General features: G+C 62.2%; 13 protein-coding genes and 2 tRNA genes. 10 read left to right on the plus strand and 5 right to left on the minus strand.

Going from position 1 to position 14,065, the window contains the following annotated elements; translation table 11 throughout:
- The first annotated feature begins 71 nt into the window (after nucleotides 1-71).
- Both ACMYR2_RS14545 and ACMYR2_RS14550 read left to right on the plus strand, forming a co-directional pair.
- Nucleotides 72-623, plus strand: coding sequence for a chlorite dismutase family protein (locus tag ACMYR2_RS14545; RefSeq protein WP_347264393.1), 552 nt, complete (start codon nucleotides 72-74; stop codon nucleotides 621-623).
- Complete coding sequence (locus tag ACMYR2_RS14550) at nucleotides 620-1,420, plus strand: N-formylglutamate amidohydrolase (RefSeq protein WP_347264394.1); 801 nt, start codon at nucleotides 620-622, stop codon at nucleotides 1,418-1,420. The genes ACMYR2_RS14545 and ACMYR2_RS14550 overlap by 4 nt, the downstream gene beginning before the upstream one ends.
- 231 nt (nucleotides 1,421-1,651) lie before the next feature.
- On the opposite strand, the gene ACMYR2_RS14555 is transcribed toward ACMYR2_RS14550, so the two are convergent.
- On the minus strand, nucleotides 1,652-1,816 hold the full coding sequence (locus tag ACMYR2_RS14555; protein ID WP_011315652.1) for a DUF3309 family protein: 165 nt from the start codon (nucleotides 1,814-1,816) through the stop codon (nucleotides 1,652-1,654).
- Nucleotides 1,817-2,058: 242 nt separating this feature from the next.
- Nucleotides 2,059-2,514: a GatB/YqeY domain-containing protein gene (locus ACMYR2_RS14560; RefSeq protein WP_347264406.1), complete on the minus strand. Its 456-nt coding sequence runs from the start codon at nucleotides 2,512-2,514 to the stop codon at nucleotides 2,059-2,061.
- A 139-nt stretch (nucleotides 2,515-2,653) separates the two neighbouring features.
- Here ACMYR2_RS14560 and carA point away from each other — a divergent pair, with 139 nt between their 5' ends.
- Nucleotides 2,654-3,859, plus strand: a complete 1,206-nt coding sequence (gene carA, locus ACMYR2_RS14565; protein WP_416193226.1) for a glutamine-hydrolyzing carbamoyl-phosphate synthase small subunit — start codon at nucleotides 2,654-2,656, stop codon at nucleotides 3,857-3,859.
- A 115-nt stretch (nucleotides 3,860-3,974) separates the two neighbouring features.
- Here carA and ACMYR2_RS14570 read toward each other — a convergent pair whose 3' ends face one another.
- Nucleotides 3,975-4,511 (minus strand): DNA starvation/stationary phase protection protein, encoded by a 537-nt coding sequence (locus tag ACMYR2_RS14570; RefSeq protein WP_347264396.1) that lies wholly within the window; start codon nucleotides 4,509-4,511, stop codon nucleotides 3,975-3,977.
- 171 nt (nucleotides 4,512-4,682) lie between these two features.
- Between ACMYR2_RS14570 and ACMYR2_RS14575 the strand changes: the two genes are divergently transcribed.
- Complete coding sequence (locus tag ACMYR2_RS14575) at nucleotides 4,683-5,408, plus strand: class I SAM-dependent methyltransferase (RefSeq protein ID WP_347264397.1); 726 nt, start codon at nucleotides 4,683-4,685, stop codon at nucleotides 5,406-5,408.
- A gap of 74 nt (nucleotides 5,409-5,482) precedes the next feature.
- Nucleotides 5,483-5,556 (plus strand) — tRNA-OTHER (locus ACMYR2_RS14580).
- Between the two features lie 294 nt (nucleotides 5,557-5,850).
- On the opposite strand, the gene ACMYR2_RS14585 is transcribed toward ACMYR2_RS14580, so the two are convergent.
- Nucleotides 5,851-5,923, minus strand: a tRNA-OTHER gene (locus ACMYR2_RS14585).
- Nucleotides 5,924-6,305: 382 nt separating this feature from the next.
- Here ACMYR2_RS14585 and carB point away from each other — a divergent pair.
- The 3 genes from carB to ACMYR2_RS14600 all read left to right on the plus strand — a co-directional run bounded on the left by carB (nucleotide 6,306) and on the right by ACMYR2_RS14600 (nucleotide 11,157).
- Nucleotides 6,306-9,770, plus strand: coding sequence for a carbamoyl-phosphate synthase large subunit (gene carB, locus ACMYR2_RS14590; RefSeq protein WP_347264398.1), 3,465 nt, complete (start codon nucleotides 6,306-6,308; stop codon nucleotides 9,768-9,770).
- 354 nt (nucleotides 9,771-10,124) lie between these two features.
- On the plus strand, nucleotides 10,125-10,601 hold the full coding sequence (gene greA, locus ACMYR2_RS14595) for a transcription elongation factor GreA (RefSeq protein WP_347264399.1): 477 nt from the start codon (nucleotides 10,125-10,127) through the stop codon (nucleotides 10,599-10,601).
- 157 nt (nucleotides 10,602-10,758) lie between these two features.
- On the plus strand, nucleotides 10,759-11,157 hold the full coding sequence (locus tag ACMYR2_RS14600; RefSeq protein ID WP_347264400.1) for a DoxX family protein: 399 nt from the start codon (nucleotides 10,759-10,761) through the stop codon (nucleotides 11,155-11,157).
- Nucleotides 11,158-11,174: 17 nt separating this feature from the next.
- Here ACMYR2_RS14600 and ACMYR2_RS14605 read toward each other — a convergent pair whose 3' ends face one another.
- A complete protein-coding gene (locus tag ACMYR2_RS14605) occupies nucleotides 11,175-11,654 on the minus strand; it encodes an Lrp/AsnC family transcriptional regulator (protein ID WP_347264401.1) in 480 nt (159 codons plus the stop codon).
- 414 nt (nucleotides 11,655-12,068) lie between these two features.
- Here ACMYR2_RS14605 and trxB point away from each other — a divergent pair, with 414 nt between their 5' ends.
- The gene (gene trxB, locus ACMYR2_RS14610; RefSeq protein ID WP_347264402.1) at nucleotides 12,069-13,034 is read left to right on the plus strand and encodes a thioredoxin-disulfide reductase; all 966 of its coding nucleotides are present in this window, start codon (nucleotides 12,069-12,071) and stop codon (nucleotides 13,032-13,034) included.
- Between the two features lie 14 nt (nucleotides 13,035-13,048).
- A complete protein-coding gene (locus ACMYR2_RS14615) occupies nucleotides 13,049-13,942 on the plus strand; it encodes a LysR family transcriptional regulator (protein WP_347264403.1) in 894 nt (297 codons plus the stop codon).
- Nucleotides 13,943-14,065 lie beyond the last annotated feature (123 nt).

Consider the following 14,065-nt stretch of genomic DNA (forward strand, 5'->3'; position numbering starts at 1 on the left):
TAATATTGTACTACATCTGTTCTCAGACATATCCCCGGCTTCCCCAGTTGTCCACAGGCACCAGAAGTGAAATGACGTTCACGGTCTTCATCGGCGGCGACAGCGGCGCCTGGGATATCCTGTCCATCGCTCCCGTCACCGGCGAAAGCCTCATGGCGGCCTCTCATCTGGCGATCGCGTCCAGCGCCTCGCCGGGCAACGCTTCCGCGACGACACCGTGGCAGCTTCGCGGCGTCACCAGCCACGTGCGCTATGTCGAACGCGCCGAGAAGATCGCGCTGACCTCGTCACAAGCCGGGCTGGGACGCACGGAGGCGACCCGCGCGGCGCTGATTCCCATCAGGAAGTCGACCGCGTGGTGGGAGATGACGCAGGACGAACGGCGGAAGGTCTTCGAGGACAAATCCCATCACATCGCCGCCAGCCTCAAATATCTGCCTGCCATCGCGCGGCAGCTCTATCACTGCCGCGATATCGGCGAGCCCTTCGATTTCCTGACCTGGTTCGAATACGCGCCGGAACACGCGGCGATGTTCGAAGACCTCGTCGGCATCCTGCGCGCGACCGAGGAATGGACTTATGTGGAGCGCGAGGTCGATATTCGACTGGCGCGGGCAACATGACAGCCCTTGATGCGCCGCCAGCCATCATCCCCCTGCATGAACCGCCCGTCATCGAGCGCAATGCGTCCGGCGCTTCGCCCTTCCTGCTCACCTGCGACCACTATGGGCGCCAGATCCCGGACGCGCTCGGCGATCTCGGCCTGCCGGAAAGCGAGCGGCAGCGGCATATCGCATGGGATATCGGAATCGCCGGCGTCGCCGAGCGGCTTTCCGAGGCTCTCGGCGCGCATCTGATCGCGCAACGCTACTCGCGGCTGGTGATCGACTGCAATCGGCCGACGCATGTCGCAAGCTCGATTCCGGCGCTCAGCGAAGCCACGGTCATTCCGGGCAATGAACGCCTTTCGCCGACCGAGGCCGACGCGCGGCGGCGCGCGATCTTCGAGCCCTATCATCGCCGGATAGCCGATGCGATCGACGAGCGGCTGGCCAGGAGCCGCCCCACTATTCTGGTTTCGCTGCACAGCTTCACGCCGGTCTATGCAGGAGTCGCACGGCCCTGGCATGTCGGCACGCTCTATCACCGCAGCATGGTGCTGCCGCCGCTGTTGCTGTCGTGGCTGCGCGCCGAGGGCGATCTCGTGGTCGGCGACAATGAACCCTATGCGGTGAGCGACCTCACCGACTACACCATTCCGGTGCATGGCGAGGCGCGCGGATTGCTGAACAGCGGTATCGAAATCCGGCAGGATCTTATCGGTGACGACGCCGGGCAAGTCACATGGGCGGATCGGCTGGCGCGGGTTCTACGCGAGGTCGAGGGGACGCTGATCGCGTCGCAATCATCATACGCGTAAAGTTGATGATCACGTTCAGTGCGTTTTCGTTTCCGCCTGAGACTGATTCAATCACGTCGAAATCAGTCTCAGGCGCCGTTCTCATCGATTGAGAATGATCCTATTCGAAACCGGTTGTCGTGCTCCAGCTAGAGCATTTTCCGGCGAAGCGGATACCGGTTCGCCGCAAGAAAATGCGACCAGACAATAATTTCTAGAGCATGGTCCGATTCAACTTGAACGGATCATGCTCTAGATGCGTCCCATCAGGATAAGGATCAGCAGGATGACGATCACCAGGCCGAGGCCGCCGCCGCCATAATAGCCGGTGCCATAAAACGGACCGCCGCCGACGCCGCTGAAGCCGCCCAGCAGCGCGATAATGAGAATAATCAGAATGATTGTACCGATGCTCATCTCGTTCCTCGCTTAAGCTCAGTCGTTCATGAAAATGGCGAGGAGGATGATCAACGGAATCGGAATTCCGATCAGGCAAAGACAAAAGTCCGCATCCGAAGCCCAACCCGCCTCCTGTTTACAGAGGCGACAACGCAATGCCCTCGCGCGTCGTTCCCGCGCAGGAACCGAAGTATTTCTTCGGGGGGACTGGAACTAATTCCGTCGTGGACAGGATGGCCGGGCCGCGCCCGGGCGTGGAGCTAACCCGTCAGCGCCGCCTTCACCACGCCGCTGGCCCTGCCGAAATCCATCTGCCCGGCATATCTGGCTTTCAGCGCGCCGATCACCTTGCCCATGTCCTTGACGCCGCTCGCGCCGGTGTCGGCAATGACGGCGGCGACGGCCGCCTTCACATCGTCATCGGACATCTGCTTCGGCAGATAGGCGGAGATAACAGCGATCTCGGCGCGCTCCTGCGCCGCCAGTTCCTCCCGGCCGCCCTTTTCGTAAAGGGCCACCGACTCCTGCCGCTGCTTGATCATCTTCTGCAACAGGCCGAGCAGGTCGCCGTCCGGGAGCGGCGGCTTGCCCTGCCCGCGCGCCTCGATGTCGGCGTTCTTGATGGTGGAGTTGACCATGCGCAGCGTGGACAGCCTGCGCTCGTCCCTGGCCTTCATCGCCTCCTTGACGGCGTTGTTGATGTCATCGCGCAGCATCGGAAAAGCCTCCCTCGCGGTGCCTGACACCGCCAAATCACGCATCGTCACCTTGCGTCGGAGGCAGATGTAGGCCGCACCGGCGCGCGAGACAACCGGCGTTTGACGCGGTGCGGGAGCGGGGCTATGTCATGCGCTCATGACCTCATCGGAAAATGCTTCAGCGGAAAATGCTTCAGCCTGGCCGGACCTCAAGCCGACCGCGCTTCTCGTGCTGGCCGACGGCACCGTCATCGAAGGCTTCGGCCTCGGGGCCGAGGGCCAGGCGGTCGGGGAAGTCTGCTTCAACACCGCGATGACCGGCTACCAGGAAATCCTCACCGACCCCTCCTATGCCGGGCAGCTCATCACCTTCACCTTCCCGCATATCGGCAACGTCGGCACCAACGACGAGGACATCGAAACCGTGAACATGGCGGCGACGCCGGGCGCGCGCGGCGTCATCCTGCGCAGCGCCATCACGTCACCCTCGAACTACCGCGCGGCCAGGCACCTCGATGCGTGGCTGAGGGCGCGCGGCATCATCGGCATCTCGGGCATCGACACCCGCGCGCTGACCGCGCTGATCCGCACCAAGGGCATGCCCAACGCCGTGATCGCCCATGCAAAGGACGGCCATTTCGACGTTTATGGATTGAAGAAGGAGGCGCGGGAGTGGCCCGGCCTCGAGGGCATGGATCTCGTGCCGATGGTGACATCGGGCCAGCGCTACACCTGGGATGAGACGCCGTGGGAGTGGGACAAAGGCTTCGGCCGGCAGGACAGGCCCGAGTTCAACGTCGTCGCCGTCGACTACGGCATCAAGCGCAACATCCTGCGCCTGCTCGCCGGCGAAGGCTGCAAGATCACCGTGGTGCCGGCGACAACGTCAGCCGAGGATATCCTGGCGATGAAGCCGGACGGCATATTCCTCTCGAACGGCCCCGGCGATCCGGCCGAGACCGGCAAGTACGCCGTGCCGATGATCCGCAAAGTGATCGAGTCGGGTACGCCGACCTTCGGCATCTGCCTGGGTCACCAGATGCTCGGCCTCGCGGTCGGCGCGAAAACCAAAAAGATGCATCAGGGTCACCACGGCGCCAATCATCCGGTCAGGAATGAGGCCACCGGCAAGGTGGAGATCACCTCCATGAACCACGGTTTCGCGGTGGACGAGACGACGCTGCCAAAGGGCGCGAAGCAGACTCACATATCGCTGTTCGACGGCTCCAATTGCGGCATCGAACTCGAAGGCAAGCCGGTATTCTCCGTCCAGTATCATCCGGAGGCCTCACCCGGACCACGCGACTCGCATTATCTGTTCAGGCGCTTCGCGGACCTGATGCGCGAGAACAAGCGGGCGTAGCAGCCAGCAAAGGCGTCCCGACCGCCGCAACGGGGATTATCCGGCGAACGATCGACCGCCTGCCGGAAAGCCATTGTCCCATAAAGCCATATTGTCCCATAAAGCCATTGTCCCCTCAGGCCGCGTTGTCGCCTTCCTGCCGACTGGCCTCGAACAGGAACCAGACGCGCCGCTCGGTCGCGTCGATGAAATTCTCGAGCAGGCTCGCGGTCGCGACATCCTCATACTTGTCGCAGATATCATGGGCCTTGCGCATGGCCGCGGCGACTTTCTTGTTGTCGTTCATCAGTTCGCGCAGCATTTCCCGCGGCGGCACAAAACTCTCGTCGTTGTCTTCCAGGGTCTGCAGCTTGGCGATCTGGCCGATCGAGCGAATCGTGGTGCCGCCGATCTTGCGAACCCGCTCTGCGATCTCATCGGTCGTGCCGAATATCTGTTCCGATTGCTCGTCGAGCAGCAGATGGTAGTCGCGGAAATGGCGGCCGCTGACATGCCAATGGAAGTTCTTGGTCTTCAGGTAAAGCGCGAAGGTGTCAGCCAGGATCGCGTTCATGGCCGTCGAAATCTTGCTGACGCCTTCCTCCGAAAGATCGGTCGGCGTGTCGAGCTCCGGGTTCACTTTCCGCAAGGCGTAACTTTTGGCTTGGGTCACGATGCACCCTCCTGCTATGAAAACCGTCACAAGCTGACGATGGGAAAATTCCGCTGCGCGGCCGAAAGCCCGTTTCGACCTCGGAGAACGCGCTAATCCACGACAAGTTCGCTAACGCCGGATTCCGCGAGCGGTTCCGGACGCGGAACACAAAGATTGCTTGTGCCGTCCATGGATGACTGGATCGCTTATTACGACTCCGCCCACACGATCTACGTCAGCAGGCTGCATCGCGACGTCCATTTCCAGACCATCGCCCGGAACATCATCAGCTACATTCCTTCGAAGGATTCCGTCGTTCTCGACTATGCCTGCGGCGAGGCGCTTTCCGCGAAAACCGTAGCCGATGCATGCGGCCGGCTGATTCTCGCGGAGCCCGCGCCCGGCGTTCGCGGCCGGCTGGAGACGAGGTTCGCGCCCAACCCAAAAATCGACGTGCGCTCGCTGGATGAACTCAAACACATCGATGAGAAATCCATCGATCTGGCGGTGATGAACTCGGTCGCGCAATATATGACGCCGGACGAGCTCGATGCCGGCCTTACCGTCGTCCGCCGCCTGCTCAAACCGGCCGGCCTGCTGGTGCTCGGCGATATTCTACAGCCGCACGTCGGGTTGTCCGGCGACGTGATCGCACTGCTTCGCTTCGCCGAAAGGCATGGCTTCGTGAAGGACGCCCTGCGCGGGCTGGTCCGCACGGCGATGTCCGATTACCCGCGGCTCCGCACAAGGATCGGGCTGCAACGCTACAGCGAGGCCGAGATACTGGCCAAGCTCGCCGCCGCCGGAATGACGGCGACCCGGGCGCCGGTCAATATCGGCCACAACGCCTCACGGATGACGTTCCTCGCTGAGGCGCCCCTCAAGGCCGACCGCGGCGCAGCTGCCGCGCGATAGAACAGCTTGGCGAGCATTAAGGTTAAGCCACGTTAAGACTCGCCGCCAGCCGATTACTGCGGAATATTACAGGCGGCCCGGTGGCGGAAGTCAACGCGGGAGCTGTGCAAAGCTTTTTATCCTGGTTCAAGTCCAGGCTGGGCCTCCAAACTTCTTCACAGTTCACCAATCTGAAACGTGACGCTCCCGCGTGCTCGGCGCTGGCATGCTTCCTCCGCGACCGGAGAAAGCCCGCGACCGCCCGCTTCAGGTTTTCCTTACCAGCGATGCCCGCGCCGATGATGCAGGCGGCCGCGATGCCAATAACGGTGATGCCGGTAGCATAGCGGCTTAACCGGAGGCGAGGAGCGAGCGCGCCTTCCGGACATCCGCGCCAACGCCAGGCCGTATCCAATGATGGGGAATGCGCGCGTCCCGGCACCCGGTGGGCGGCCGCGAGGAATGGAGCGGATTCGATGAATCGAACATCGGTCTGCGACCTGGAAGCCGCTGCTTTGCCACTAAGCTAAATCCGCACAGACGCTCAATAGCATATCGCCGCCCCTCATGCGCCTGAAACCGGGATTAACCTTACATTGCACATTCGCTCCCCGGGCGGACACCGCGCTTTCGGTTTCCAAGCACCGGCGATAGCCGGTTGATCGGCCGCCCGAAGGTCTTTTCGGCCTTCGAAATCTGGTCTATAGCGTTTCGAGCGAAGTGGATGACCTGTTCGCGTGAAGAAAACGCGTCAAATCAATATCTGAGAGCCTCGCTTCTGATTCCATTGGAAGCGAAAAGGCTCTAAACACACCTCGCGCGCGAAGATCGCGCTCTGTTCAAGGGACGCGGCTCGCGCGCCCTTTTTTTGTGCCCGATCTTCACCCTTTTGTACCCGATCTTCACCCCTGGGACTTGATGCCTAAACGCACCGACATTTCGACCATTCTCATCATCGGCGCCGGTCCGATCGTCATCGGACAGGCTTGTGAGTTCGACTATTCCGGCACCCAGGCGGTGAAGGCGCTGAAGGAAGAGGGCTACAGGGTGGTCCTGGTCAACTCCAACCCGGCCACGATCATGACCGACCCCGATCTGGCGGACGCCACCTATATCGAGCCGATCACTCCGGAGATTGTCGGCAAGATCATTGAAAAGGAACGTCACGCCGTTCCCGGCGGCTTCGCGCTGCTGCCGACCATGGGCGGCCAGACCGCGCTGAACTGCGCGCTATCGCTGCGCCGGCAGGGCACGCTGGATGATTTCGACGTCGAAATGATCGGCGCGACGGCGGATGCCATCGACAAGGCGGAAGACCGGCAACTGTTCCGCGAGGCCATGACCAGGATCGGCCTGGAGACGCCGAAATCGCGGCTCGCCAATGCGTCCGCGATGAAAAAGGCCGATCGCGACGCCTACCTCGCCGAAAAGGAAAAACTCTCCGGCGAAGCGCTGGCCGAACTCGAGCGGCAATGGACGCTCGGCGAGAGCGAGCGGCGCAAGCGCTACCAGCAGCAGGCGATGGCCGAGGCGCTGATGGCGCTGTCCGAGATCGGCCTGCCGGCGATCATCCGTCCCTCCTTCACCATGGGAGGCACCGGCGGCGGCATCGCCTACACGCGCGACGAATTCCTCGACATCATCGAACGCGGCCTGGATGCCTCGCCGACCAACGAAGTGCTGATCGAAGAAAGCGTGCTCGGCTGGAAAGAGTACGAGATGGAGGTCGTCCGCGACAAGAAGGACAACTGCATCATCATCTGCTCGATCGAGAATCTCGATCCGATGGGCGTGCACACCGGCGACTCCATCACGGTGGCGCCGGCGCTGACGCTGACCGACAAGGAATATCAGGTCATGCGCGACGCCTCGCTGGCGGTGTTGCGCGAGATCGGCGTCGAGACCGGCGGCTCCAACGTGCAGTTCGGCGTCGATCCCGTCAGCGGCCGCATGGTCATCATCGAGATGAACCCGCGGGTGTCACGATCCTCGGCGCTGGCGTCAAAGGCGACCGGCTTCCCCATCGCCAAGGTCGCGGCGAAACTCGCGGTCGGCTACACGCTCGACGAAATCGCCAACGACATCACCGGCGGCGCGACGCCGGCATCGTTCGAGCCCAGCATCGACTACGTCGTCACCAAGATTCCGCGTTTCGCGTTCGAGAAGTTTCCCGGCGCCTCGACCACGCTCACCACCTCGATGAAATCGGTCGGTGAAGTAATGGCGATCGGCCGCACGTTTCAGGAAAGCCTTCAGAAGGCGCTGCGCGGACTGGAGATCGGCCTCACCGGCCTCGATGAAATCGATATCGAGGGCATGGGCAGGGGCGACGACAAGAACGCGATCCGCGCCGCGCTGGGCACGCCGACCCCCGATCGCCTGCTGCAACTCGCGCAGGCGATGCGGCTCGGCTGGACCGACGAGGAAATCTTCAGTTCCTGCAAGATCGACCCCTGGTTCCTCGCCGAATTGCGCGGCATCGTCGAGACGGAGAACAAGGTCCGTACTCACGGCCTGCCGGGTAACGCCTTCGGGATGCGCACGCTCAAGGCGATGGGTTTTTCGGACGCGCGGCTCGCGGTGCTCTCGGGCAGGACCGAGGCGGAAGTCAAAGCGCTTCGCCGCACCCTCGGCGTGCGCCCGGTCTACAAACGCATCGACACCTGCGCCGCGGAATTCGCCTCGCCGACCGCTTACATGTATTCAACCTATGAAGCACCGTTCGCGGGCGCGGCCGCCGACGAAAGCGCACCGTCGGACAAGACGAAGGTCGTTATCCTCGGCGGCGGTCCCAACCGCATCGGCCAGGGAATCGAGTTCGACTATTGCTGCTGCCATGCCTGCTTCGCACTGTCGGAGGCTGGCTATGAGACCATCATGGTCAACTGCAACCCGGAAACGGTCTCGACCGACTACGATACCGCCGACCGGCTCTACTTCGAGCCGCTGACCGCCGAGGACGTGCTGGAGATCATCGACACCGAGCGGCAGAACGGCACGCTGCACGGCGTGATCGTGCAATTCGGCGGCCAGACGCCGTTGAAACTTGCCCACGTCCTGGAAGCGGCCGATGTGCCGATCCTCGGCACCTCGCCCGAGGCCATCGACCTCGCGGAAGACCGCGACCGGTTCAAGCGCATTCTCGACCGGCTCAAACTGAAGCAGCCGAAGAACGGCATCGCCTATTCGGTCGAGCAGGCGCGCCTGGTGGCCGCCGATCTCGGCCTGCCGCTGGTAGTGCGCCCTTCCTATGTGCTGGGCGGCCGGGCCATGCAGATCATCCGCGAGGACAGCCAGCTCGGCGACTATCTGCTCGAGACCCTGCCCGAACTGGTGCCGGCCGACGTCAAGGCCCGCTATCCGAACGACAAGACCGGCCAGATCAACACCGTGCTCGGCACCAACCCGCTGCTGTTCGACCGCTATCTCTCCGACGCCACGGAGATCGACGTCGATTGTCTCGGCGACGGCAAGGACACTTACGTCGTCGGCATCATGGAGCATATCGAGGAGGCCGGCATCCACTCCGGCGACTCCGCCTGCTCGCTGCCGCCACGCTCGCTCGACGCAGCCACGATCGCCGAACTGGAGCGGCAGACCCGCGAACTCGCGCTCGGCCTTGATGTCGTCGGTTTGATGAACGTTCAATACGCCATCAAGGATGGCGAGATCTACGTGCTGGAAGTCAACCCCCGCGCCTCGCGCACGGTGCCGTTCGTCGCCAAGGTGATCGGCCTTCCCGTCGCGAAGATCGCGGCGCGGATCATGGCCGGCGAGAAGCTCGCGGGTTTCAAGCTCAAGCCGCAGCGGCTCGGTCATGTCGGGGTCAAGGAATCGGTCTTCCCCTTCGCGCGCTTTCCTGGCGTCGACACCGTGCTCGGCCCGGAAATGAAATCGACCGGCGAGGTGATGGGCATCGACCGCTCCTTCGAGATCGCCTTCGCCAAGAGCCAGCTCGGCGGCGGCACGCACCTGCCGCGCAAGGGCACCGTGTTCGTCTCGGTCCGCGAGACCGACAAGATGCGCATCCTCGCGACGGTGAAGCTGTTGGCGTCTGCCGGCTTCAGGGTGATAGCGACGTCGGGAACGCAACGCTACCTGACCGACAGCGGAGTTTCGGCCGAAAAGATCAACAAGGTTCTGGAGGGCCGCCCGCATATCGTGGACGCCATCACCAACGGCGAGGTGCAACTGGTGTTCAACACCACGGACGGGCCGCAGGCACTGGCTGACAGCCGCTCGCTGCGGCGCGCTGCCCTCTTGCATAAAGTACCGTACTACACCACTCTTTCGGGAGCCGTCGCCGCCGCGCAGGGTATCCGCGCCTATCTGGGCGGAGATCTTGAGGTTCGCACGTTGCAGAGTTACTTTTCCGAGAATTAAGTCTTAGGCTTGAATGGGGCCTGATGGCCCACAATCGGTCTGCGGGAACCCTCACGAAGCGGAACCTGCCGGCTGCGGAGATGTTTTGCCCGGCCGAGGCTGGCCGGTTACTGTAGCGGTCGAGACGAACGCTTGTTGCCTTGACGGGTCCAAGCGTACTTCCGAACCGGATTGCGCTGGAATCTGTACAGTTTCGAACGCCCTTGATTCGAGTTCGCACGAAAGAGGCCGCAAAGACATGCGAGCTTCGAAATCGAAATATGAGGCGAATGCGGATTTCACGGCCGGGCTCCGGACGGAAAGCCGCTTCGCGCAACGCGGCAGCGCTGCCGATGAAGCGAAGGACGAAGTGAGATGGTCGAGAAGGTTCCGATGACCCGAGGTGGACACGCCGCCCTCGCAGACGAACTGAAGAAGCGCCAGTCGGTGAACCGGCCGCGCATCATCGAGCAGATCGCCGAGGCGCGCGCGCATGGCGACCTTTCGGAAAATGCGGAGTATCACGCCGCAAAAGAAGAGCAGTCGCATAACGAGGGACGCATCGCCGAACTCGAAGACAAGCTGGCGCGCGCCGACATCATCGACGTCGGCAAGCTTTCCGGCGATACGATCATGTTCGGCGCCACCGTGACGCTGATCGACGAGGATACCGACAAGAAGGCCGTGTGGCAGATCGTCGGCGAAGCCGAAGCCGACGCCAAGCAGGGCCGCATTTCAATCACCTCGCCGCTCGCCCGCGCCCTGATCGGTAAGAAGAAAGGCTCCTCCGTCGAAGTCGTCGCGCCCGGCGGCGCCAAGGCCTATGAGATCGCGAAGGTCGAATGGCTATAACGCAAGACCGATAGGCGGCTTGGGGGCTTTCGTGCGGAATTTCGAATGTTCCGAGTCCGGAACAAATCAACGGCTGGGGTATTAGATAACGCCGGCCCTCGCCAGCGCGCGGCCGGTGCCGTTTTTCTGCGATGCCGTCAATCGGGGGAGCCGCTTCATGGATCAAACTTTCGCTAAATGGCAGCCGATCGTCCTCAGTCTGCTTCGGTTCATGAGCGGACTTCTGCTGATGCAGCACGGCACCGCCAAACTCCTGGGGTTTCCGTCGCTGCCGATGTTCGCGGATCTGCAGGTGGCTTCGCTGGTTGGAGCTGCCGGAATCATCGAACTGGTGGGCGGCGGGCTGCTGGTCGTCGGGTTGTTCACGCGGGCCGCGGCGTTCATCACGTCGGGCATGACGGCAGTCGCCTACTTCCTGGTCCATGCGCCCAAGACTTTCATGCCGATCGCCAACGGCGGTGAACTGGCGGCGCTGTATTGCTTTGTTTTCTTCTACCTGGTGTTCGCCGGCGGTGGCCCGATCAGCCTCGATAAGGTGCTTTTCAACAGGAGTTGAAACCGATCCGGCCTTGTTCAGCCCGGAATCTTCAGCTCCAGCGGCACCGCGGGGGCGTATTTGGAACTGTGAAGCACCAGCGAGGTCCGCACGTTCCGTACATGCGGCGCCGCGGTGAGGTGCGCGACGAAATCCTGAAATGTGGTCATGTCGGGCGCCACGCATTTCAGGATGAAGTCCACCTCGCCCGACAGCATCCAGCACTCACGCACGAGCGGCTCGCCGCGCACGAACTCCTCGAACGCGCGCAGGTCGGCATCCGCCTGACTGGACAGATGCACCGATGCAAAAACCGTAACCTCGAAACCGAGCCGCTGCGGATCGAGCAGCCCGCGATATCCCTGGATATAGCCCTCTTCCTCCAGCGTCCGGACCCGGCGCAGGCACGGCGGCGGCGAAATGCCGACCCGTTTCGCCAGTTCGACGTTGGTGATCCGGCCGTCGGCCTGAATCTCGCTGAGGATTTTAAGGTCGATCTGGTCCAGACTCTTGGTCACGCCATCCAAATCCCGACAGCCGGCGCATGAATCCCGGCAAACCCCTCATTAACGCAGGTCGGGTTGCTTACGCAATTTTATTACGCGTATCCACGCTTTCGACTTTGGAGCATGATTCCCCACCCGAAGGGCCGCGCCAGCGCAAAGTGAAAACCGGTTTTCGAAGCGACGAGTTTGATTCAACGCAGTTGAAACAGATTCGACGCTTTTATTTTGTTTGAGCATGATCTTTTCCCAAAACCGGTCTCCACTTTTCGGGATCATGCTCAAGAGGAATTTTTCCGCCGGAGGGTTGCATTTTTCGCATGGCGAGGCAGATATGCATAACGTCATTCTGACGCTTCATGTCCTGGCTTTCCTGCCGGCATTCGCCATGCAGCCGGAAGCCGGTTTCCGCTAGAGGTCCGCTCACCCATGCCCGCCCCCATCCACGCCAAGGTTGTCATCATCGGCTCCGGTCCGGCGGGCTATACCGCGGCGATCTACGCGGCGCGCGCCATGCTGGAACCGGTGCTGATCCAGGGCATCCAGCCGGGCGGCCAACTCACCATCACCACCGACGTTGAAAATTACCCCGGCTTCGCCGACGTGATCCAGGGTCCGTGGCTGATGGAGCAGATGGAGAAGCAGGCGGCGCATGTCGGCACTCGGATCGTAACCGATACGGTGACTTCTCTCGATGTGTCGCAGCGGCCATTCCGCCTGACCTGCGACAGTGGCGAGGTCTATCTTGCCGAAACCGTGATCCTCGCCACGGGCGCGCAGGCGCGCTGGCTCGGACTTCCATCGGAGGACACGTTCAAGGGATTCGGCGTCTCGGCGTGCGCGACCTGCGACGGCTTCTTCTATCGCGGTAAAAACGTGATCGTGATCGGCGGCGGCAACACAGCGGTCGAGGAAGCGCTCTTCCTGACCAATTTCGCCTCGCAGGTCACCCTTGTGCATCGCCGTGATCACTTCCGCGCCGAACGCATCCTGCAGGATCGCGCCTTCAAGCATCCCAAGATCAAGGTGATCTGGGACAGCGCCATCGACGAAATCTGCGGCGGCGAGGATCCGCCGAAGGTCACCCATGTGCGGCTGAAGAACGTCAAGAGCGGCGAACTCACCGAGATCGAGGCCGATGGCGTATTCATTGCGATCGGCCATGCGCCTGCGACCGAACTGGTGACAGGCAAGGTCAAGCTGAAGCCGTCGGGCTACGTCGAAGTTGCGCCGAACTCGACGGCGACGTCCGTGCCGGGGCTGTTCGCCGCTGGCGATGTCGCGGATGAAGTCTATCGCCAGGCCGTGACGGCCGCCGGCCTGGGTTGCATGGCCGCGCTGGAAGCCGAGCGGTTTCTCGCCGCGCACGCGGGCGACCGCGCGGCGGCAGAATAGCGCAGTCCGCAAACATGGATTGGGACAAGCTAAAAGTATTCCACGCCGCGGCCGAGGCCGGAAGCTTCACACACGCCGGTGAACAGCTCGGACTGTCGCAGTCCGCCGTATCGCGGCAGGTCGGCGCGCTCGAGCAGGAACTCTCGGTGCCACTGTTTCATCGTCATGCGCGAGGGTTGATCCTGACCGAGCAGGGCGACCTGCTATTTCGCACCGCGCATCAGGTCTTCATGCAGTTGCAGGCGGCGCGCGCCAAGCTCGCCGACAGCCGGGAACGGCCAAGCGGCGACCTTAAGGTGACGACCACGCTTGGGATCGGTATCAACTGGTTGATTCCGCGGCTTGGCGAATTCACCTCGCTGTATCCGGATATCAGAATCTCACTGGTTTTGACCGACGAAGAGCTGGATCTGTCGATGCGGGAAGCCGATATCGCGATCCGCACATACAAGCCGACCCAGCCCGACCTGATTCAGCGCAAGCTGTTTGCCATATGTTTTCATGCCTATTGTTCGACCGAATACGTCAAGCGCTTCGGCACCCCGCGAACGCTTGAGGAACTCAGCGGGCATCGCATCATCCTGCTCAACGAGACGCAGGCCTCGCCCCATCTCCATAACCGCAACTGGCTGATCGAGGCCGCCCGCAACCGATCGGGGCCGCACGAGCCCTATTTCACTGTCAACAACATCGTGGGCCTGTTCAGCGCCTGTCAGCAGGGTCTCGGCATAGCCGCGTTGCCGGACTATCTGGTCGGCGAGAACAATCTCCTGGTGCAGTTGTTCGGCGAATCCGACTCGATTCAGCTCGATACATATTTCGTGTATCCTGAAGAGTTGAAATCTGTCGCGCGGGTTCAGGTTTTCCGCGATTTCGTCGTCAGCAAGGCGCAACGCTGGCCGTCGTGATCTGAGCAACTCCCCGCCCCCTTCGGCGCCGGCGCGTCCGATACGCACGGCGCGGGGGATATTGATGCGCAAGCGCATCGGCTCGCCTGACCGGACAGTTTCACCCGGCTGGAGCGTTTCGCT

The sequence above is a fragment of the Nitrobacter sp. TKz-YC01 genome (assembly GCF_047824785.1).
GTDB lineage: Bacteria > Pseudomonadota > Alphaproteobacteria > Rhizobiales > Xanthobacteraceae > Nitrobacter.

Excerpts from the sequence above, each read along its gene's own strand:
- ACMYR2_RS14600 (WP_347264400.1), top strand. The coding sequence starts at position 10,759 with ATGGATCAAACTTTCGCTAAATGGCAGCCGATCGTCCTCAGTCTGCTT.
- ACMYR2_RS14560 (WP_347264406.1), bottom strand. The coding sequence starts at position 2,514 with ATGCTGCGCGATGACATCAACAACGCCGTCAAGGAGGCGATGAAGGCC.
- carA (WP_416193226.1), top strand. The coding sequence starts at position 2,654 with ATGACCTCATCGGAAAATGCTTCAGCGGAAAATGCTTCAGCCTGGCCG.
- carB (WP_347264398.1), top strand. The coding sequence starts at position 6,306 with ATGCCTAAACGCACCGACATTTCGACCATTCTCATCATCGGCGCCGGT.
- ACMYR2_RS14550 (WP_347264394.1), top strand. The coding sequence starts at position 620 with ATGACAGCCCTTGATGCGCCGCCAGCCATCATCCCCCTGCATGAACCG.
- ACMYR2_RS14615 (WP_347264403.1), top strand. The coding sequence starts at position 13,049 with ATGGATTGGGACAAGCTAAAAGTATTCCACGCCGCGGCCGAGGCCGGA.
- ACMYR2_RS14545 (WP_347264393.1), top strand. The coding sequence starts at position 72 with ATGACGTTCACGGTCTTCATCGGCGGCGACAGCGGCGCCTGGGATATC.
- ACMYR2_RS14555 (WP_011315652.1), bottom strand. The coding sequence starts at position 1,816 with ATGAGCATCGGTACAATCATTCTGATTATTCTCATTATCGCGCTGCTG.
- trxB (WP_347264402.1), top strand. The coding sequence starts at position 12,069 with ATGCCCGCCCCCATCCACGCCAAGGTTGTCATCATCGGCTCCGGTCCG.
- ACMYR2_RS14575 (WP_347264397.1), top strand. The coding sequence starts at position 4,683 with ATGGATGACTGGATCGCTTATTACGACTCCGCCCACACGATCTACGTC.
- greA (WP_347264399.1), top strand. The coding sequence starts at position 10,125 with ATGGTCGAGAAGGTTCCGATGACCCGAGGTGGACACGCCGCCCTCGCA.